This window comes from Leisingera aquaemixtae (assembly GCF_001458395.1).
Lineage (GTDB): Bacteria > Pseudomonadota > Alphaproteobacteria > Rhodobacterales > Rhodobacteraceae > Leisingera > Leisingera aquaemixtae.
The window spans coordinates 225,540-242,768 of record NZ_CYSR01000030.1 but is presented as its reverse complement, the minus strand read 5'-3'; the positions used below and the strand labels follow the sequence as shown (position 1 = coordinate 242,768).

General features: G+C 62.4%; 17 protein-coding genes and 1 tRNA gene. 12 read left to right on the top strand and 6 right to left on the bottom strand.

Annotated features, from left to right (window positions below):
- The first annotated feature begins 88 nt into the window (after nucleotides 1-88).
- The 7 genes from PHA8399_RS14755 to PHA8399_RS14730 all read left to right on the top strand — a co-directional run bounded on the left by PHA8399_RS14755 (nucleotide 89) and on the right by PHA8399_RS14730 (nucleotide 6,450).
- Nucleotides 89-1,282, top strand: coding sequence for an ABC transporter substrate-binding protein (locus PHA8399_RS14755; protein ID WP_058286881.1), 1,194 nt, complete (start codon nucleotides 89-91; stop codon nucleotides 1,280-1,282).
- A gap of 99 nt (nucleotides 1,283-1,381) precedes the next feature.
- Nucleotides 1,382-2,170 (top strand): ABC transporter ATP-binding protein, encoded by a 789-nt coding sequence (locus tag PHA8399_RS14750; RefSeq protein ID WP_058286880.1) that lies wholly within the window; start codon nucleotides 1,382-1,384, stop codon nucleotides 2,168-2,170.
- Complete coding sequence (locus PHA8399_RS14745; protein WP_082649554.1) at nucleotides 2,167-2,997, top strand: ABC transporter ATP-binding protein; 831 nt, start codon at nucleotides 2,167-2,169, stop codon at nucleotides 2,995-2,997. Before PHA8399_RS14750 ends, PHA8399_RS14745 begins: the two co-directional genes overlap by 4 nt.
- Nucleotides 2,998-3,000: 3 nt before the next feature.
- Nucleotides 3,001-3,420: a hypothetical protein gene (locus tag PHA8399_RS22360; RefSeq protein ID WP_145977045.1), complete on the top strand. Its 420-nt coding sequence runs from the start codon at nucleotides 3,001-3,003 to the stop codon at nucleotides 3,418-3,420.
- Entirely contained in the window at nucleotides 3,420-4,430 is a 1,011-nt protein-coding gene (locus tag PHA8399_RS14740; protein WP_058286879.1) for a branched-chain amino acid ABC transporter permease, read from the top strand. Before PHA8399_RS22360 ends, PHA8399_RS14740 begins: the two co-directional genes overlap by 1 nt.
- Nucleotides 4,427-5,749, top strand: a complete 1,323-nt coding sequence (locus tag PHA8399_RS14735) for a branched-chain amino acid ABC transporter permease (protein WP_058286878.1) — start codon at nucleotides 4,427-4,429, stop codon at nucleotides 5,747-5,749. Before PHA8399_RS14740 ends, PHA8399_RS14735 begins: the two co-directional genes overlap by 4 nt.
- A gap of 128 nt (nucleotides 5,750-5,877) precedes the next feature.
- Nucleotides 5,878-6,450, top strand: a complete 573-nt coding sequence (locus tag PHA8399_RS14730) for a DUF2306 domain-containing protein (RefSeq protein WP_244270233.1) — start codon at nucleotides 5,878-5,880, stop codon at nucleotides 6,448-6,450.
- On the opposite strand, the gene PHA8399_RS14725 is transcribed toward PHA8399_RS14730, so the two are convergent.
- Nucleotides 6,437-7,981: a helicase HerA-like domain-containing protein gene (locus PHA8399_RS14725; protein ID WP_058286876.1), complete on the bottom strand. Its 1,545-nt coding sequence runs from the start codon at nucleotides 7,979-7,981 to the stop codon at nucleotides 6,437-6,439. The two genes, PHA8399_RS14730 and PHA8399_RS14725, sit on opposite strands and share 14 nt — an antisense overlap.
- A gap of 500 nt (nucleotides 7,982-8,481) precedes the next feature.
- Between PHA8399_RS14725 and PHA8399_RS14720 the strand changes: the two genes are divergently transcribed.
- Complete coding sequence (locus PHA8399_RS14720; RefSeq protein ID WP_058286875.1) at nucleotides 8,482-9,156, top strand: invasion associated locus B family protein; 675 nt, start codon at nucleotides 8,482-8,484, stop codon at nucleotides 9,154-9,156.
- Nucleotides 9,157-9,226: 70 nt separating this feature from the next.
- On the opposite strand, the gene PHA8399_RS14715 is transcribed toward PHA8399_RS14720, so the two are convergent.
- The 4 genes from PHA8399_RS14715 to PHA8399_RS14700 are packed head-to-tail and all read right to left on the bottom strand — an operon-like array spanning nucleotide 9,227 to nucleotide 13,488.
- On the bottom strand, nucleotides 9,227-10,435 hold the full coding sequence (locus PHA8399_RS14715; protein ID WP_058286874.1) for a beta-ketoacyl-[acyl-carrier-protein] synthase family protein: 1,209 nt from the start codon (nucleotides 10,433-10,435) through the stop codon (nucleotides 9,227-9,229).
- 8 nt (nucleotides 10,436-10,443) lie between these two features.
- Nucleotides 10,444-10,701, bottom strand: coding sequence for an acyl carrier protein (locus tag PHA8399_RS14710; protein WP_008556312.1), 258 nt, complete (start codon nucleotides 10,699-10,701; stop codon nucleotides 10,444-10,446).
- Between the two features lie 48 nt (nucleotides 10,702-10,749).
- Nucleotides 10,750-11,823, bottom strand: coding sequence for a UDP-3-O-(3-hydroxymyristoyl)glucosamine N-acyltransferase (gene lpxD, locus PHA8399_RS14705; protein ID WP_058286873.1), 1,074 nt, complete (start codon nucleotides 11,821-11,823; stop codon nucleotides 10,750-10,752).
- Between the two features lie 39 nt (nucleotides 11,824-11,862).
- Nucleotides 11,863-13,488, bottom strand: coding sequence for a L,D-transpeptidase family protein (locus PHA8399_RS14700; protein ID WP_058286872.1), 1,626 nt, complete (start codon nucleotides 13,486-13,488; stop codon nucleotides 11,863-11,865).
- A gap of 348 nt (nucleotides 13,489-13,836) precedes the next feature.
- Between PHA8399_RS14700 and mepK the strand changes: the two genes are divergently transcribed.
- The 3 genes from mepK (at nucleotide 13,837) to PHA8399_RS14685 (ending at nucleotide 15,088) form a co-directional block, all read left to right on the top strand.
- Entirely contained in the window at nucleotides 13,837-14,406 is a 570-nt protein-coding gene (gene mepK, locus PHA8399_RS14695) for a peptidoglycan L,D-endopeptidase MepK (protein ID WP_058286871.1), read from the top strand.
- Between the two features lie 169 nt (nucleotides 14,407-14,575).
- Nucleotides 14,576-14,652: transfer RNA gene (locus PHA8399_RS14690), tRNA-Arg, on the top strand.
- Nucleotides 14,653-14,755: 103 nt separating this feature from the next.
- Nucleotides 14,756-15,088, top strand: coding sequence for a PilZ domain-containing protein (locus PHA8399_RS14685; RefSeq protein WP_208856314.1), 333 nt, complete (start codon nucleotides 14,756-14,758; stop codon nucleotides 15,086-15,088).
- Nucleotides 15,089-15,124: 36 nt separating this feature from the next.
- Here the strand turns inward: PHA8399_RS14685 and PHA8399_RS14680 are convergent, their stop codons facing one another.
- The gene (locus PHA8399_RS14680) at nucleotides 15,125-15,994 is read right to left on the bottom strand and encodes a LysR family transcriptional regulator (RefSeq protein ID WP_058286869.1); all 870 of its coding nucleotides are present in this window, start codon (nucleotides 15,992-15,994) and stop codon (nucleotides 15,125-15,127) included.
- A 98-nt stretch (nucleotides 15,995-16,092) separates the two neighbouring features.
- Here PHA8399_RS14680 and tmpA point away from each other — a divergent pair, with 98 nt between their 5' ends.
- Complete coding sequence (gene tmpA / locus PHA8399_RS14675) at nucleotides 16,093-17,226, top strand: 2-trimethylaminoethylphosphonate dioxygenase (RefSeq protein ID WP_058286868.1); 1,134 nt, start codon at nucleotides 16,093-16,095, stop codon at nucleotides 17,224-17,226.
- Nucleotides 17,227-17,229 lie beyond the last annotated feature (3 nt).

The following is a 17,229-nucleotide window of genomic DNA, read 5'->3' as shown; positions in this document are numbered from 1 at the left end:
TGTTCCGGTTCAATAAGACTTTTCTTTTTCAACCGGCTTGCCTAGGGTCCGATGTGAACATTTTTGTTCCAACAATGGGAGTTCTCAAATGAAAAAACTGCTGATGGCCACCGCGGCTGTTGCGCTGACCGCTGGCACCGCATTTGCCGGCGGCCACGCGAAGGAAGTGAAACTGGGCGTGCTGTTCGGCTTCACCGGCCCGATTGAATCGCTGGCCCCGGCCATGGGTGCCGGCGCCGATCTGGCCATGGAAGAGGTCACCAAGTCAGGCAAGCTTTTGGACAGCGCCACCGTGACCCCGGTCCGCGCTGACACCGGCTGCATCGACAACGGCCTGGCAGTGGCAAACGGCGAAAAGCTGGTGGCAGAGGGCGTGAACGGCATCATCGGCGGCGACTGCTCCGGTGTGACCGGTGCCATCCTGCAGAACGTGGCGATTCCGAACGGCATGGTGATGATCTCGCCGTCGGCCACCTCGCCCGGCCTGTCGTCCATGGAAGACAACGGCCTGTTCTTCCGCACCTCACCATCGGACGCGCGCGAAGGCCAGGTGATGGCCGAGATCCTGAAGGAGCGCGGCATCAACTCGATCGCGCTGACCTACACCAACAACGACTATGGCAAGGGCCTGGCTGACGCGATCAAAACCTCCTTCGAAGAGGTTGGCGGCGAAGTCACCATCGTGACCGCGCATGAAGATGGCAAGGGCGACTATTCCGCTGAAGTCGGCGCGCTGGCCTCGGCTGGCGGCGACATTCTGGTGGTTGCGGGCTATCTGGACCAGGGCGGCCTGGGCATCATCCAGGGCGCGCTGGATTCCGGCGCGTTTGAAACCTTTGGCCTGCCCGGCGGCATGATCGGCGACACCCTGCCCCAGAACGTCGGCCCGGATCTGGACGGCTCCTTCGGCCAGATTGCCGGTTCCGACAGCAAGGGCGCGGAAATCTTTGCCGAAATGGCAAAAGAGCGCGGCTTTGACGGCACCTCCGCCTATGCGTCTGAATCCTATGACGCGGCGGCGCTGTTCCTGCTGGCGATGCAGGCTGCCAACTCCACCAACCCGGCGGATTATGTCGGCAAAATCCTGGACGTGGCAAACGCGCCGGGCGAGCCGATCAACCCGGGCGAGCTGGGCAAGGCGCTGGAAATCCTCGCCGCTGGCGGTGAGATCGACTACCAGGGCGCAACCGGCGTTGAGCTGATCGGCCCGGGTGAGAGCGCAGGCTCCTACCGCGAGATCGAAGTGAAGGACGGCAAAAACGAAACCCTTCGCTTCCGCTGATAAGCAACGGAAAAGCAACCAAAAAAGAACAGCCCGGGTTTCGCCCGGGCTGTTCCAAATTAAAAACGCCGCAAAAACTGCGGCAGGGGATGTAATGACATGATCGTCGTCGAGGACTTGCACAAGCACTTCGGCGGGTTCCACGCGGTGGATGGCGCTTCGCTGGAAATCGCTAAGGGGTCCATAACCGGTTTGATCGGCCCGAACGGTGCCGGAAAAACCACTCTTTTCAACGTAATCGCAGGTGTTCTGGAACCGACCTCAGGCCGGGTCACCATGGACGGTGAGGATATCACCGGCCTGCCGCCGCATGAGCTGTTCCACAAGGGCCTGCTGCGCACTTTCCAGATCGCGCATGAGTTCTCCTCGATGACCTGCCGGGAAAACCTGATGATGGTGCCGGGCGCGCAGTCGGGGGAGAGCCTGTGGAACACCTGGTTCGGCCGCAAGCGGATCGCTGACGAGGAACGCGCGCTGCGGGCTAAGGCCGACGAGGTGCTGGAGTTCCTGACCATCAGCCACATCGCGGACCTGAAGGCAGGCCAGGTGTCCGGCGGCCAGAAAAAGCTGCTGGAGCTGGGCCGCACCATGATGGTGGACGCCAAGATCGTCTTCCTCGACGAGGTTGGCGCCGGCGTGAACCGCACCCTGCTTTATACCATCGCCGATGCGATCAAGCGCCTCAATGAGGAGCGCGGCTACACCTTCGTGGTGATCGAGCACGACATGGAATTCATCGGCCGCCTTTGCGATCCGGTGATCTGCATGGCCGAGGGCAAGAAGCTGGCCGAGGGCACCCTGGACGAGATCAAGGCGAACGAGCATGTGATCGAGGCCTATCTGGGTACTGGCCTGAAAAACAAGGATAAGCTGGAGGCGGACGCATGAGCGACAACCCCTACCAGGACGATCACGGCAACAAGGACGCCTCGATCACCAACCTGAAAGGCGTGGGCACGATGCAGCCCGCCCATCTGAAAAGCGGCCCTGTCCGCAAGGTCGAGGGTGGCCCCTTCCTGATCGGCGACACCATGACCGGCGGCTACGGCAAGGGTCCGGACATCCTGCACGACTGCACCATTGCCGTCGACAAGGGCGAGATCGCGGTGATCGTCGGCCCAAACGGCGCCGGCAAATCGACCGCGATGAAGGCTGTGTTCGGGATGCTGAACGTGCGCTCCGGCTCCGTCCGGCTCGATGGCGAGGACATCACCCAGCTGACCCCGCAGGACCGGGTGATCAAGGGCATGGGCTTTGTACCGCAGACCAGCAACATCTTCACCTCGATGACGGTGGAGGAGAACCTGGAGATGGGCGCGTTTATCCGCACCGATGATTTCCGGGACACGATGGAGCAGGTCTATGATCTGTTCCCGATCCTGCGCGACAAGCGCAACCAGCCGGCCGGTGAGCTATCCGGCGGCCAGCGTCAGCAGGTGGCCGTGGGCCGCGCGTTGATGACCAAGCCCAAGGTGCTGATGCTGGACGAACCGACGGCGGGTGTGTCCCCCATCGTGATGGATGAGCTGTTCGACCGCATCATCGAGGTCGCCCGCACCGGGCTGCCGATCCTGATGGTGGAGCAGAACGCCAAGCAAGCGCTTGAGATCGCGGACAAAGGCTATGTCCTGGTGCAGGGGCGCAATGCCTTTACCGGCACCGGCAAGGAGCTGCTGGCCGATCCCGAAGTGCGCAAGTCGTTTCTGGGGGGGTGAGGCATGAAGATCGCTATACCGATATACCTCGCGCTGTCTTCTGGTGTTTCCGCCGAGCCCTGTTTGCTTAAAGAAGTTTGTACAGCCGAAACTGTATGCGCAAACGAGAGCCTCAGTTTGGAATTTTCGGGACAACCGCCGCAAAAAGTTGAAACAAATTTTGGAATTTTCGCCGTCGAACACGTTTCCGAAGCTGGCCAAGTACTGGACAAGATCGACGTGTCTGGAGCCGAATGGACAATCAAGTCCCCGCAAAAAATGCTTACGGCGCGTACTGAAGACGAACACGCCAGCCAAACCCTGTTTTTAACAACAAACGATGAAAACAGATTTTCGGCAACACTGTGGACCCAGCCCCGGAAATACATCGACTACGTGAATGCAAGACGCGTATTCACCGGACCCTGCGAAAAGGTGTTCTAATGGATCTTCTCAACGCCCTCGTGGCGCTTACCAACTTTGTGATTGTCCCCGGGCTGGCCTATGGCAGCCAGCTGGCGCTTGGCGCGCTGGGGGTGACACTGATTTACGGGATCCTGCGGTTCTCGAACTTTGCCCATGGCGACACCATGGCGTTCGGCGCAATGGTCACGATCCTGTTCACCTGGCTGTTCCAGTCGGTGGGCCTCAGCGCAGGCCCGCTGCCGACCGCCCTGCTGGCGCTGCCGTTTGGCATTCTGGGCACCATTGCGCTGGCGCTGTTCACGGACAAGACCGTTTACCGGTTCTACCGCCAGCAAAAGGCAAAGCCGGTGATCTTCGTCATGGTCTCGCTGGGTGTGATGTTCATGATGAACGGCATCGTGCGCTTCATCATCGGGCCGGGCGACCAGCGCTTTACCGATGGCGAGCGCTTCGTGATCTCGGCGCGGACCTTCAAGAAGCTCACCGGGCTGGATGAAGGCCTGGCGATCAAGACCACCGAAGCGCTGACCGTGGTCACCGCGGTGATCGTGGTGGCGGTGCTATTCTGGTTCCTGAACAAGACCCGCACCGGCAAGTCGATGCGCGCCTATTCGGATAACGAGGATCTGGCGCTGCTGTCGGGCATCAACCCGGAACGCGTGGTGATGTACACTTGGATGATCGTGGCGGCGCTGGCGACCATTGCGGGCGTGCTCTACGGCCTCGACAAGTCGTTCAAGCCGTTCACCTATTTCCAGCTGCTGCTGCCGATCTTTGCCTCCGCCATCGTGGGCGGCCTTGGCAACCCGATCGGCGCGATTGCCGGCGGGTTCATCATCGCCTTCTCCGAGGTGACGATCACCTATGCCTGGAAGAAGGTGCTGACCTACGGCCTGCCGGACAGCCTGGCGCCTGACGGGCTGGTTCAGCTCCTCAGCACCGACTACAAGTTCGCGGTTTCCTTCGCGATCCTGATTGTTGTCCTCCTGTTCAAGCCTACCGGCCTTTTCAAAGGGAAAGCGGTATGACCGACACCATGAAACATACCCTTCTTTTCGTCTTTGTCGGCGTGATGATCCTTCTGGAAGGCATGACCGACTTCCTGTTCTTCTCCGGCTCCTGGAACTCGGCGCTGGTGATCCTGAACATGGGGCTGATCTCGGCCATCATGGCCATCGGGGTGAACATCCAATGGGGCTTTGCCGGGCTGTTCAACGTCGGCATCATGGGCTTTACCGCGCTTGGCGGGCTGGCCGTGGTGCTGGTGTCGACACCGGTGATCCCGGCGGCCTGGGCGTCGGGCGGCGTCAGCATCGTGATGGCGCTGGTGATGGGCGCGCTGACGGTTGTGGCCGCGGTGATGGTCACTAAGTTCATGCCCGCAGGCAAACTGCGTGCGCTGGTGCTGGCCGTTGTGCTGATCGCGGGCTTCTTCGTCTACCGCGCGATCTTCGATCCGGCGGTCGGCTCGGTCGAGGCGATCAACCCCGCGCTGCAGGGCAATATCGGCGGCCTGGGCCTGCCGGTGCTGCTGGCCTGGCCCGCTGGCGGCCTGCTGGCAGCCGGTGCCGCCTGGCTGATCGGCAAGACCGCCCTGGGCCTGCGCTCCGACTATTTGGCGATTGCCACGCTGGGCATTGCCGAGATCATCATCGCAGTCCTGAAGAACGAGGACTGGCTGTCGCGCGGCGTGAAGAACGTGGTCGGCCTGCCCCGTCCGCTGCCCTATGAGGTCGATCTGCAAAACGATCCGTCCTTTGTGGAGCGTGCGGCAAGCTGGGGCATGGACCCCGTCACCGCCTCGACCGTTTACGTGAAGGCGGGTTATGCGGTGATGTTCGCGGTGGTGCTGCTGGCGCTTCTGTGGATGGCGCAGATGGCGCTGAAAAGCCCCTGGGGCCGGATGATGCGCGCGATCCGCGACAACGAGACGGCAGCAGAAGCGATGGGCAAGGACGTTACCCGCCGCCACCTGCAGATCTTCGTGCTGGGCTCCGCCATCTGCGGCATTGCCGGCGCGATGATGACCACGCTGGACAGCCAGATGACTCCGGGCACCTACAACCCGCTGCGCTTCACCTTCCTGATTTGGGTGATGGTGATCGTCGGCGGTTCCGGCAACAACTTCGGCGCGGTGCTGGGCGGCATGCTGATCTGGTTCTTCTGGATCAAAGTGGAGCCGATGGGTATCCTGCTGATGGAGCTGGTGACCTCTGGCATGGCCGAGGGCAGCGCGCTGAAGGGGCATCTGATGGAGAGCGCCTCGCATATGCGGCTGTTCACAATGGGCCTGATTCTGCTTCTGGTGTTGAGGTTCAGCCCGCGGGGCCTGATCCCGGAGAAATAGGCAACGGCTTTGGGATCGCTCTTGTGCAACACAGCCTGCAAAAGAAAACTGCAAAGGGGGCCGCGGCGAAAGCTGCGGCCCTTGTTTTTCTGGCGCTTCTGGCCGCGCCTTTCAGCTATTACGCCGCCGTGTTCGGGATCGATGGGCTGGGCGGCGGCCCGCAGAGAGACAGCTATCTGTTCGTTCCGGGCGCTGCTTGGTCCAATGCCGCCATCTCTTTGCACATGCTGATCGGGGCCGCCCTGCCAGTTCTGGCGCCGCTGCAGCTGGGTCTGGGCCTCAGCGGGCGCCTGCCTGCGCTGCACAGATGGCTGGGCCGCCTGCTTATCCTGGCGGCCTGCGTGACGGCGGCGGGCGGGCTGGCCTTTACCGCCTGGCAGGGCACGATTGGCGGCTGGCCGATGGACACAGGGTTTTCGGTCTATGGCCTGTTGCTGCTGGCCGCGGCCCTGCAAACCGCCCGCCTGGCGCGGCAAGGCCAGACCGCCCGCCACCGCAGGTGGGCGCTGCGGCTGCTGGTCCTTGCGATGGGGTCCTGGCTGTACCGGGTTCAATACGGGCTGTGGGCGCTGGCCACCGGCGGGGCCGCATCGAACCCGCAGTTCACCGGCGGGTTCGATCTCTTCATGAATGCCGGCTTTTACCTGCCCTGGCTGCTGCTGCTGGAGCTTATCCTGAGGCGCCGCCCTAGCGCCCCCTGAACAGGCTGCCGAGGATGCCGCGGACGATGCGGCGGCCTGTCGTTCCCTTCAGCTCCTTGATCACCGCTTCCGACATCGCCGAGGTAAAGGTGTCTTTCTCGCGGTAAGAGCGCGAGGTTGACCGGCTGACCCGGGTTCCCGAATAGCGGCGGGCGGCGTTGAATTCCCGCGCCATCGGCTGCGCCGACTCTTCCGCCTCGTTTTCCGAGGTTTCGGCCTCCTGCGCGGCTGTTTGCGCCCGCTGCGCCAGGATCTCATAGGCCGAACGGCGGTCCACCGGGGTGTCGTACTTTCCTGCCATATCGGACGCTTTCAATATCGCTGCCCGCTCTTGTTCCGTGATTGGCCCCAGCTGGGTGCTGGGCGGGCGGATCAGTGTCCGCTCCACCACGCCGGGCACCCCCTTCTTTTGCAGCATCGAGGTGACCGCCTCGCCCACGCCCACTTCGCGGATGGCGTCCTCGGTCGGGAACCGGGGGTTCTCGCGGTAGGTCCCGGCAGCCAGCCGCAGGTTCTTCCGGTCCTTGGCGGTGAAGGCACGCAGCGCGTGCTGGATGCGGTTGCCAAGCTGGCCCAGAATATCCTCCGGCACGTCGGCCGGGTTCTGGGTGATGAAATACACCCCCACACCCTTGGAGCGGATCAGCCGGGCCACCTGCTCCACCTTGTCGATCAGCGCCTTGGGCGCGTCGTCAAACAGCAGGTGCGCCTCGTCAAAGAAGAACACCAGCCGCGGCTTGTCCGGGTCCCCGACCTCCGGCAGTTCCTCGAACAGCTCGCTGAGCAGCCACAGCAGAAACGTCGCATAGAGGCCCGGCGCCGCCATCAGCTTGTCCGCAGCCAGGATATTGACCATGCCTCTGCCGGCCTCATCGCAGCGCATCAGGTCGCTCAGCGCCAGGGCAGGTTCCCCGAACAGGCCCGCGCCGCCCTGGTTTTCCAGCACCAGCAGACGGCGCTGAATTGCGCCGATCGACGCGGGCGAGACATTGCCGTAGCGCAGCGACAGCTGGCTGCGGTTCTCGCCGGTCCAGACCAGCAGTGCCTGCAAGTCCTTCAGGTCCAGCAGCGGCAGCCCCTCATCGTCGGCCAGCCGGAAAGCGATGTTCAGGATGCCTTCCTGCGCCTCGCTCAGCTCCAGGAGGCGCGCCAGCAGCAACGGGCCCATTTCGGCGACCGTGGTGCGCACCGGGTGCCCCTGCGCGCCATAAAGGTCCCAGAACGTGACCGGACAGGCATGGTAGCCATAGCCGGTAAAACCAATCTTCTCCGCACGGGACGTAAAGGCGCTGTGCAGCTTGTGGCTGTCCGAGCCCGCCTTTGCCAGGCCAGACAGGTCCCCCTTCACATCCGACAGGATCACCGGCACGCCGGCATTGGAAAACCCTTCGGCCAGGATCTGCAGCGTCACCGTCTTGCCGGTGCCGGTTGCGCCGGCGATCAGCCCGTGGCGGTTGGCATATTTCAAGGCCAGCCCCTGCGGCGTCCCGTAATCCTCGCCGCCGCCGCCCAGAAAGACCTGTTCTGTCATGCCTCGCTCCTGCCTGTATGGTCTGCTTGTGGATAACAATACAACGTTAACTTTTCCGTGCGATAGTCAATCTTGCCCGCCCCTGCACTTGCGGTTGCCGCGGCGGACATTTCCTCCCTGTCAGACTGGCCGTGCCTTGTGCACGGCCTCCTTTTTTCCAGCGCAGCTGCCTGTAAAACAGGCACCCCGGCCGGCATCCCGCCGCAATCGCCGGCTATTTTCGCCAAATCAGGGCTGCACTGCATTTTTTTGAAGTTGCATGTTGACCGATGGCCAGCCCTTTCGTAACGTCCTACGCAATAACTAAGTCGGCCAGTCCGACGGGGAGACGCAAATACGAAAAAGGGAACCAGCGGGTTCCCTTTTTTGTTCTTAATCAGCAACTTCCATGGTTGAGGCAGATTGAGCGGTTTTCCCCGCAGATCGCCTGATATTAACCTGACACTGCCCGGGCAGCGTGTTACACGCAAAAGCAGCGTCTGTAGAAAAATGAGGCATTCATGTTGAAGTCCCTGACCCCGATCACGCTGGCCGCACTGCTGGCCATGACCGCACCGCTGGCAGCGCAGGAAACAGCGGCGGAAGAGGAGACCGCCGGGGCGGAAACCGCGGAGCAGGCTGACCAACAGTCCGAACAACAGGCTGAGCAAGGCGAAAAAGCGGAATCGTCCGCGGACGATATTCTGGATCTTGGCGAACCGGTCAGCACCGACCCGCAACTGGGCCAGCGCTATTCCAAAGAAAAGCACGGCGACTGGGATCTGGCCTGCATCAAAACCGAGAGCGAGACCGACCCCTGCTCGCTGCTGCAGGTTCTGGCGGGTCCGCAAGGCAATCCGATTGCAGAGGTGTCGCTGTTCCGGATTGACCAGCAAGGCGGCCAGGCGGTTGCCGGCGCCACCGTGATCGTGCCGCTGGAAACCCTGCTGCCGGCCGCGCTGACCATCTCGATCGACGGCGCACCGGCCAAGCGTTACAACTATTCCTTCTGCAACCAGCTGGGCTGCGTGGCGCAGATCGGCCTGACCCAAGGCGATATCGACGCCTTCAAGAAAGGCAAGCAAGCCACGCTGTCGCTGCGCCCGGCGCCTGCTCCGGACCAGGTGGTGGAGATGAAGCTGTCGCTGAGCGGCTTCACCGCAGGATATGACGTGGTGGACGTGGTCAAGCAGTAACGCTGGCACCTTCCCAAAAACCGGAACGCCGCGCGCCCCTAGGGCCGCGGCGTTTTCCGTTTGCCGGCCCTCAGACCCTGCGCAGGGCCAGCACCGCGTTCAGCCCGCCGAAGGCAAAAGCATTGGACAGCGCCACCTCGACCCGTGCCTCGCGCGCCTCGTTCGGGACCACATCCAGGGCGCATTCCGGATCCGGCTCCTCATAGCCGATGGTCGGGGCAATCACCCCGTCGCGCAGCGCCATGATGCAGGCCAGCAGCTCCACTGCGCCGGTGCCGCCGATCAGGTGGCCGTGCATGGATTTGGTTGAGGAGATCATCAGGCTGTCGGCATGGGGGCCGAACACATCCGCAACCGCGGCGCATTCGGTTTTGTCGTTGGCCGCGGTGCCGGTGCCATGCGCGTTGATATAGCCGACCTCGGACGCGTTGACGCGGGCATCCTGCAGCGCCCCGGCAATCGCCCGCGCGGCGCCCTGCTTGCTGGGCATGACAATATCAGCAGCGTCCGAAGACATGGCGAAACCGATGACTTCGCACAGAATTTCTGCGCCGCGCGCTTTGGCGTGGTCATATTCCTCGAACACGAACACGCCGGCCCCTTCGCCCTGAACCATGCCGTTGCGGTTGGCGCTGAACGGGCGGCAGGCGTCCTTGGACATTACCCGAAGCCCCTCCCAGGCCTTCACGCCGCCAAAGCACAGCATCGATTCCGAACCGCCGGTGATCATCACCGGGCTCATGCCCGAGCGCACCATCTGAAACGCCTGCGCCATCGCATGGTTGGAGGACGCGCACGCGGTGGAAACGGTAAAGCTGGGGCCCTTGAGGTTGAATTGCATCGACACATGGCCGGCCGCGGCATTGTTCATCAGCTTGGGCACCACAAAGGGATGCACCCGGTTCTTGCCGTCCTCGTAAACGCTGCGGTAATTTTCATCCAGCGTCTGCATACCGCCGCCGGAGTTGCCCAGAACCACCCCGGCCTTTGCCGACAGCTCGCCATGAAACTCCAGCCCGGATTGTTCGATAGCTTCCTTGGCGGCGGTCAGGGTGAACTGGGTGAAGCGGTCGTAAAGGCTCATCTGCTGGCGGTTGAACCGGCCTTCCGCCTCGAACCCGCGGACCTGGCCGCCGATGCGGATCGCCAGCCGCTCCACATCGCGGAATTCCAGGTCGCCGATGCCGCAGCGGCCTTCGCGCATGGCCTCCAGCGTGGCGGGCACGGAATGGCCCAGTGCATTGATGGTCCCGGCCCCGGTAATGACAACGCGCTTCATGAGGGGGCTTAGGCCTTTTCCAGGATCAGCTTGTCGATGCCCGCGACGATGGCCGCCACAGTGGAGATGTCGAAATCGCTTTTCCCGGGCTCGTTGGCATTGAAGGGAATTGAAATGTCGAATTCCTCTTCAATGGCAAAGATGCTTTCGACCAGCCCCAGGCTGTCGATGCCAAGATCCTCCAAGGTGCTGTCGAGGGTCACATCCGACGGCTCCAGAACCGCCTGTTCGGCAATGATTGCAATGACCTTGTCCTGCGTGCTCATGTAGGGATTCCCGATTTTCTGCCTGGCGCTGATGTAGGTATTCGGCCGTTACTTGAAAACAGCCTTTTTTAACAATTCGATGTCACGCATCAGCCGCGGCAGGCGCCGCTGTGCTTTATACATCTCAGTGTGGGTCTCCATCTTGACGCCCGGGTAGCCCATGACCACCCGCCCGGCGGGCACATTCGACAGAATCTTGGTGCCGCCGCCGGCGATCACGCCGTCGCCGATAAAGATATTGTCCACCACACCGGTCTGGCCGCCCAGCACAACGTTGTTGCCAATATCCACCGAGCCGGACACCCCGGTCTGGCCGCACAGCAGGCAGTCGTTGCCGACGCGGGTGTTGTGGCCGACGTGAACCAGGTTATCAAGCTTGCTGCCGTGGCCGATCACGGTGTCGCGGATGGTGCCGTTGTCGATGGTGCAGTTGGAGCCTAGCTCCACATCATCGCCGATGGTAACGGCCCCCAGCGAATGAATGCGGACCCAGGATTGCGCCTTGGCCTCGCCCTGATCGCCCAGGGTCTTGCGGGCGTTTTCGGCGCCCGACACTTCCGGCGTCACATAGGAGAACCCGTCGCCGCCGACCCGCGCGCCCGGCTGGGCGCGGAAGCGGTCGCCGATGGTGGCGCGGGCGCCGATTGAGACCATCTCCCGCAGCTGGGCCTCCCTGCCGATCACCGCATCCGCGCCGATATAGCAGTGCGGGCCGATCACGGACCCCGCGCCGATCTTTGCGCCGGCTGCAACAACCGTCAGCGGCCCGACGGAGACACCCTCGCCCAGTTCGGCGCTGGGATCGACAACGGCGGAGGGGTGGATGCCGGAGGGAAACCCCTGGCCGCGGTCCAGCATGGCGGTCACGCCGGACATGGTCATCCGCGGGCGCGGGGCAAAGATGGCGGCCTTAAGCCCGAAGGACTTCCAGTCCGCGCCTTCCCACAGCACTGCAGCCTGCGCACTGCCTGCCTTCAGGCCTTCCGCGTATTTCGGCGCCATCGCCATGGCAATCTGGCCGGCTTCGGCATCCTGCGGTTCAGCCGCGCCTGCAATCTGCAGGTCCAGGTCGCCCTGGGCTTCGGCGCCCAGGGACTCGGCGATCTGGCGGATTGTGAACATGGCAGGCCCTTTCAGAATAATCCTGTATGGGCCCGGTATTTACCCTTGAACGCTGGGCAGCACCACCCCTGCCCGTTCCAGTGCAGCCCAGATCTTGGCGTCGCGGCCATAGACATCGCGGCGGAATTCGGCACGGCCTTTGCTGGACACCACCGCGGTCCGGTAGATGATATGCACCGGCACCTTCTGTTCCAGCTCGACCTTGGTTTCCTGGCCGCTGTTCAGGATGCGGTGGAAAAAGGCCTTGGGATCCTCAGTCTGGCGCGCCAGCAGCGCATAGGCAAATTCAAACGGCTGCGCCAGGCGGATGCAGCCATGCGAGAAGGCGCGCACTTCGCGGGCAAACAGGCTCTTTTGCGGGGTGTCGTGCAGGTAGATGTTGTATTTGTTCGGGAACATGAACTTGACCAGACCCAGCGCGTTGCTGCGGCTGGGGGGCTGGCGCATGGAATAGGGGAAGTTCCGCGCGGTGTACTGCGCGAAATTGGCCGAGTTGCGGTTCACCACCCGGCCGCGCCGGTCGGTGATCTGGATGTGGCCGACGGCGTTAGGGTTGTTCCGAAGCTTGGGCAGATATTCCTTGGTGATGATCGAGCGCGGCACATACCAGCTCGGATTGATCACCATATGCTCCATCTCGTCTGAGAATTCGGGGCTGCGGCGGTCGTGGGTGTTCTTGCCGATGACCGAGCGGGTTTCAAAGGTCACATCGCCGTTATCGACGATCTTGGCGGTGAAATCGGTCTGGTTGACCAGGATATGGCGCTCGCCCCGGTCCGGGGTCAGCCAGCGCTCCCGCTCCATCGCGATGATCACCGATTTCAGGCGGTCGCTGACCGGTTTGTTGACCTCTGCCAGGGTGCCGGCACCCGCCACGCCATCCGTTTCAAGACCATGATCCGCCTGAAAGCTTTGCACGGCCTGCACCATCGCGGCGTCATAGCTGCGCGCGGCGCTGCGCGGCAGATAGCCCATCGCCATCAGCCGGTTGCGCAGGGCAATGACCGCCGGGCCCTGCTCGCCCGGTTCCAGCGCCTTGGCCTGCACCACAGGACCCCAGCCGCCGGCAGCCAGAACCTGCTCCAGACGCAGCTTCTCGCGCATCAGGCCGCGGTACTGGGGCGATGCGGGCACCAGGCTGCGCATATAGGCAAAGGGCTGGGCGTCGCGGATACCGGCCAGGAAGCTGGCGCCGTCCACAGTATGCTTCTTGCGTACCATGCCATCATCAATCCGCGACGGCACCAGAAGGCCGGTCTGCAGATCAGTGGCATAATCCACCAGCGCCTTGCTCAGCGCCGCCTCGACCAAACCGAAATCGCGGGTGGTGCGGGCCTGCTGCATCTGCTGCAGGAGGCCGTTGACCTCAGCCGAGCGGTCCGGAAGCCCGTGGGCGCGGATGTCGTTCAGTGCGGCCAGCAGCGCGCTGCGGCGCTGGCGCGAGGCCTCATCCGCGCCCGTCCAGATCGCCTGATAGCCATTCTCCCGGTAAAATCTGGCAACTGCGTCATCGGCGGAGGCCGACTCTGCCACTGCCTGCCGGAACGCCGCCGGTATATCCGCCTGCGCGGTCCCGGCCATGCTCCCGGCCAAGCCGCTCATGGCCAGGGCGAACAGCCCCGCCTTAAGTCCCGGCAATACATATCCAGCGGATGCGCGCGTCATAAATCTCCGGTCCTTGTGCCGATTATTCCAATATTGGCAGTGCCTATCTGAAATTCTGGTAAATGCCAGCCTGCGTTGTCCACTCACAATTGCGAAAAGTTAACCCTGATGCAGTGTTGCCGCGTCTATGAAACCCGCCTGCAACAGTCGCGGGGAAAAGTTCCATGCCCCTCCCCTTTTGCGCAAGAAATCGCCGAAAAACCGGTCATACGTTACAGTGCGGCAAAGAAATGTTGGAACAGGATTCTCACTGTGCCATACATGCCGCACGTTAACTACGAGCGTTGACGAGCCCGTAACATCGGGCATTTAGGCAGGACTAACAGCGTACGGGACGGCGCAGTATCAATGGCAGAAACCACGGGCACGGGGATCTCCCGGCGTTCTCTTTTGGGTGTTTTTGCTGCAACCGCAGTAACAGCAGCCCCAACTTTCTCAAATGCAGCAGGCTTCCTGCGCGGCGGCGGTGACATCCGGCGCATCCGCATGTACTCCGGCCGCACCGGCGAGCGTGTGGACATGGTCTACTGGATCGACGGCCAATACATCAAAGACGCGGTCAAGGAAATCAATCACTTCATGCGCGACTGGCGCACCGATGATGTTAAGGAAATCGACCTTCGCACCATCGACATCATGGCGGCCTCGCACAATCTTCTGGATGTGAACGAGCCCTACATGCTGCTGTCGGGCTACCGCAGCCCCAAAACCAACGCGATGCTGCGCAGCCGCTCGCGCGGTGTGGCCAAAAATTCGCTGCACATGCGCGGCCAAGCCGCCGACCTGCGGCTGGCATCGCGTTCGGTGTCGCAGATGGCCAAAGCCGCCGAAGCCTGCCGGGCCGGCGGTGTGGGCAAGTATCAGCGTTCGAATTTTGTGCATATGGATTGCGGCGTTGTCCGCACCTGGCGCGGCTGACCGCAGCTGGTATTGCAAGAATGCAAGCCTGCCCGTCCCGGGGCAGGCTTTTTAATTTTCTGCGAGCGGCACTGCCCGCGGCATTGCACCTCAACCTCATGAAATTGGAAACAGGCGGTTTTTCCCGTTGCAGAGGCAGCAAAGCACGGGTATACCCCGCCGTAACAACGCACCTGTAGCTCAGCTGGATAGAGCGCTGCCCTCCGAAGGCAGAGGCCAGAGGTTCGAATCCTCTCAGGTGCGCCATTTCCCTTATTCCGCTGCCTGATTTTCACGGACCTTTCACGCTTTCGTAAGGGAAGCTGCCTATCTGCCTAAGAAATTGATGGTAATTTTACGGCAGGATGGCATGGCAACAATCTGTTCTTATTCACAGCCCGCGATTGCAACGGCACCTCGTCTACGGCTTGACCTGCCCTGCGTGATCAATCTGACGGACACACAGGTCGAGGCGCAGCTTTGCAACATCAGCTACCAGGGATTTGCCGTTCGCCTCCTGGAGGGACAGGACCCATTTGAACTGGCCCAGATGCAATCCGTCACGATTACCGGAATTGGCGAGTTTGCCGTAACAGCGCGCTGGCGCAGAGATGGCAAGATCGGCCTCGCGTTTCTCAGCAAACGCGGGGCGAGACCTTTGCTGGATGCCTATTTCGCCAGAACCGGAGAATACCCGATCTGAAAGGGGGACCGTGCCGCACCAGAGGCGGCGGGCCAATCACCCCTGCAAGACAAAGGTCAAAGCGGTCAGTATTTCGCTTTGACGCTTGGACTTGCCCAGGCTGGGCGGCCAGGTCAGCCAGTAACCGTCGATTGTCGGCAGTTCCGGCGCCCGGGCGCAGTCCAGCTGACCGGTTTGCAGCAAGTTTGCCGCCAGCACCCTGGACCCCAGTACAACCCCCAGGCCCAGGCGCGCCGCCCGCAGGGCATGGGCCATGGAATCAACGGACAGTGACCCGGCCTCCGGCGCAGCCTCGCCCGTCACACGCGACCATTCCGCCCAGCCCGGCCGCTCGCCGCGCAGCTCGATCGCGGGCAGCTGCCGCCAGTGCCCGGCCTGGCCCGGCGCGGTCATCGGCTGCAGCACCTCGCTTGCCAGAAGCGCTTCCTGCCGGCCCTCCCAGCCGCCGCGGCCATAGCGGATCTGCAGGGCGCCGTCCGCGGCCTCGAAGTCCAGCCGCCGGGGCACGGTTTCAGTGACCAGCCGCAAATCCGGAAAGGTTTTAGAAAAGGCTGCAAGCCGCGGCAGCAAAAGCATTTCCAGGTGCGACGGCAAGCCCGCAATCCGCAGCTCCCGGACTGTTTGGCCAAACAGGTTCTCGGTTCCCTGCTCCAGCGCGCGCAGGGACTCATGCACCAGCGGCAGGTAGCTTTCGCCGTCCACGGTCAGCGACACCCCGCGCGCAGACCGGATGAAGAGCTGACGGCCCAGCCAGGACTCGAGATTGCGGATCCGCTGGCTGACCGCGGCCTGGGTGGCGCCGAATTCCTCTGCTGCGGCGGTGAAACTGCCATGCCGCCCCGCTGCCTCAAACACCTTGAGCCAATCAAGCGGCGGCAGCCCTTGTTTGGTGACTTTCTTAGCCATTAGAAAACCTAACTCTAAAACCCTTGTTTCCGTCGTTCTCTTGATGGCTCAACCGCGCTACCAGAACAAGGGAGAACAAGGCCAACCGGAGAACCCCCATGCCCCGTTCCGTGACTGCTGACGCGTCCGGCAGCTTTCTGACCCTGACATTCGACGACGGCCAGTTGTGCCGTTTTCATGCGATCTGGCTGCGCGACAACGCGCTGGACCCCGAAACCCGCGCCCCTGGAAACGGCCAGCGGCTGATCACCATTGGCGACATTCCGGATGACACCAGGATCAGCACCGCGCTGGTCGAAGACGGCAGCCTGACGGTGACGTTCGCGCCCGAGGGCAAGACTGTGACCTTCCCTGGGGATTGGTTGAAGTCAAACGCCTATGACGTTGATAAAGAGTTTGAATTTGGCCGCACGGCGCCGGGCGTCGAGACTTGGAACAGCAGCCAGCCAGCCCCGACGTTTGACTGGAACAGCGTGCAATCGGACCCCAAGGCGAAACGCGGCTGGCTGGACGCGATTGCCCGGCTCGGCTTTGCCAAGCTGGTGAACGGTCCGGTCAAGGAAGGCGCGCTGATTGACTGCGCCGAGATGTTCGGTTTTGTCCGCGAGACCAATTACGGCAAGTATTTCGAAGTGCGCACCGAGGTGAATCCCACCAACCTCGCCTATACCGGCCTGGGCCTGCAGGCGCATACCGACAACCCCTACCGTGATCCGGTGCCCTCCCTTCAGATCCTCTATTGCCTCGAAAACTCGGCTGAGGGCGGCGATAGCATCGTGGTGGACGGTTTCCGCGCCGCCGGGCGTCTGCGTGACGAAAATCCGGAAGGGTTTGCGCTGCTGGCAGGCTACTCTGCGCGGTTTGAATACAAAGGGTCTGACGGTGTGCATCTGCACGCGCGCCGTCCGATGATTGAGCTGTCACCCGACGGAGAGTTGATTGCGGTACGGTTCAATAACCGGTCTTCGGCACCCTTCACGGACATCCCGTTTGAGAAGATGGAAGGCTATTACGCCGCCTACCGCCGTCTGGGTGAAATCATCGACGATCCGTCGATGGGCGTTTCGTTCAAGCTGGAGCCGGGGGAAAGCTTTATCGTCGACAACACCCGTGTCCTGCACGCGCGGCTAGGCTATTCCGGGGCGGGGACGCGCTGGCTGCAGGGCTGCTACGCCGACAAGGACGGGCTGCTGTCATCCCTGAACGTGCTGAACGCACAACTGGAGGGCTGAGCC

Excerpts from the sequence above, each read along its gene's own strand:
- PHA8399_RS14755 (WP_058286881.1), top strand. The coding sequence starts at position 89 with ATGAAAAAACTGCTGATGGCCACCGCGGCTGTTGCGCTGACCGCTGGC.
- PHA8399_RS14750 (WP_058286880.1), top strand. The coding sequence starts at position 1,382 with ATGATCGTCGTCGAGGACTTGCACAAGCACTTCGGCGGGTTCCACGCG.
- PHA8399_RS14745 (WP_082649554.1), top strand. The coding sequence starts at position 2,167 with ATGAGCGACAACCCCTACCAGGACGATCACGGCAACAAGGACGCCTCG.
- PHA8399_RS22360 (WP_145977045.1), top strand. The coding sequence starts at position 3,001 with ATGAAGATCGCTATACCGATATACCTCGCGCTGTCTTCTGGTGTTTCC.
- PHA8399_RS14740 (WP_058286879.1), top strand. The coding sequence starts at position 3,420 with ATGGATCTTCTCAACGCCCTCGTGGCGCTTACCAACTTTGTGATTGTC.
- PHA8399_RS14735 (WP_058286878.1), top strand. The coding sequence starts at position 4,427 with ATGACCGACACCATGAAACATACCCTTCTTTTCGTCTTTGTCGGCGTG.
- PHA8399_RS14725 (WP_058286876.1), bottom strand. The coding sequence starts at position 7,981 with ATGACAGAACAGGTCTTTCTGGGCGGCGGCGGCGAGGATTACGGGACG.
- PHA8399_RS14720 (WP_058286875.1), top strand. The coding sequence starts at position 8,482 with ATGTTGAAGTCCCTGACCCCGATCACGCTGGCCGCACTGCTGGCCATG.
- PHA8399_RS14715 (WP_058286874.1), bottom strand. The coding sequence starts at position 10,435 with ATGAAGCGCGTTGTCATTACCGGGGCCGGGACCATCAATGCACTGGGC.
- PHA8399_RS14710 (WP_008556312.1), bottom strand. The coding sequence starts at position 10,701 with ATGAGCACGCAGGACAAGGTCATTGCAATCATTGCCGAACAGGCGGTT.
- lpxD (WP_058286873.1), bottom strand. The coding sequence starts at position 11,823 with ATGTTCACAATCCGCCAGATCGCCGAGTCCCTGGGCGCCGAAGCCCAG.
- PHA8399_RS14700 (WP_058286872.1), bottom strand. The coding sequence starts at position 13,488 with ATGACGCGCGCATCCGCTGGATATGTATTGCCGGGACTTAAGGCGGGG.
- mepK (WP_058286871.1), top strand. The coding sequence starts at position 13,837 with ATGGCAGAAACCACGGGCACGGGGATCTCCCGGCGTTCTCTTTTGGGT.
- PHA8399_RS14685 (WP_208856314.1), top strand. The coding sequence starts at position 14,756 with ATGGCAACAATCTGTTCTTATTCACAGCCCGCGATTGCAACGGCACCT.
- PHA8399_RS14680 (WP_058286869.1), bottom strand. The coding sequence starts at position 15,994 with ATGGCTAAGAAAGTCACCAAACAAGGGCTGCCGCCGCTTGATTGGCTC.
- tmpA (WP_058286868.1), top strand. The coding sequence starts at position 16,093 with ATGCCCCGTTCCGTGACTGCTGACGCGTCCGGCAGCTTTCTGACCCTG.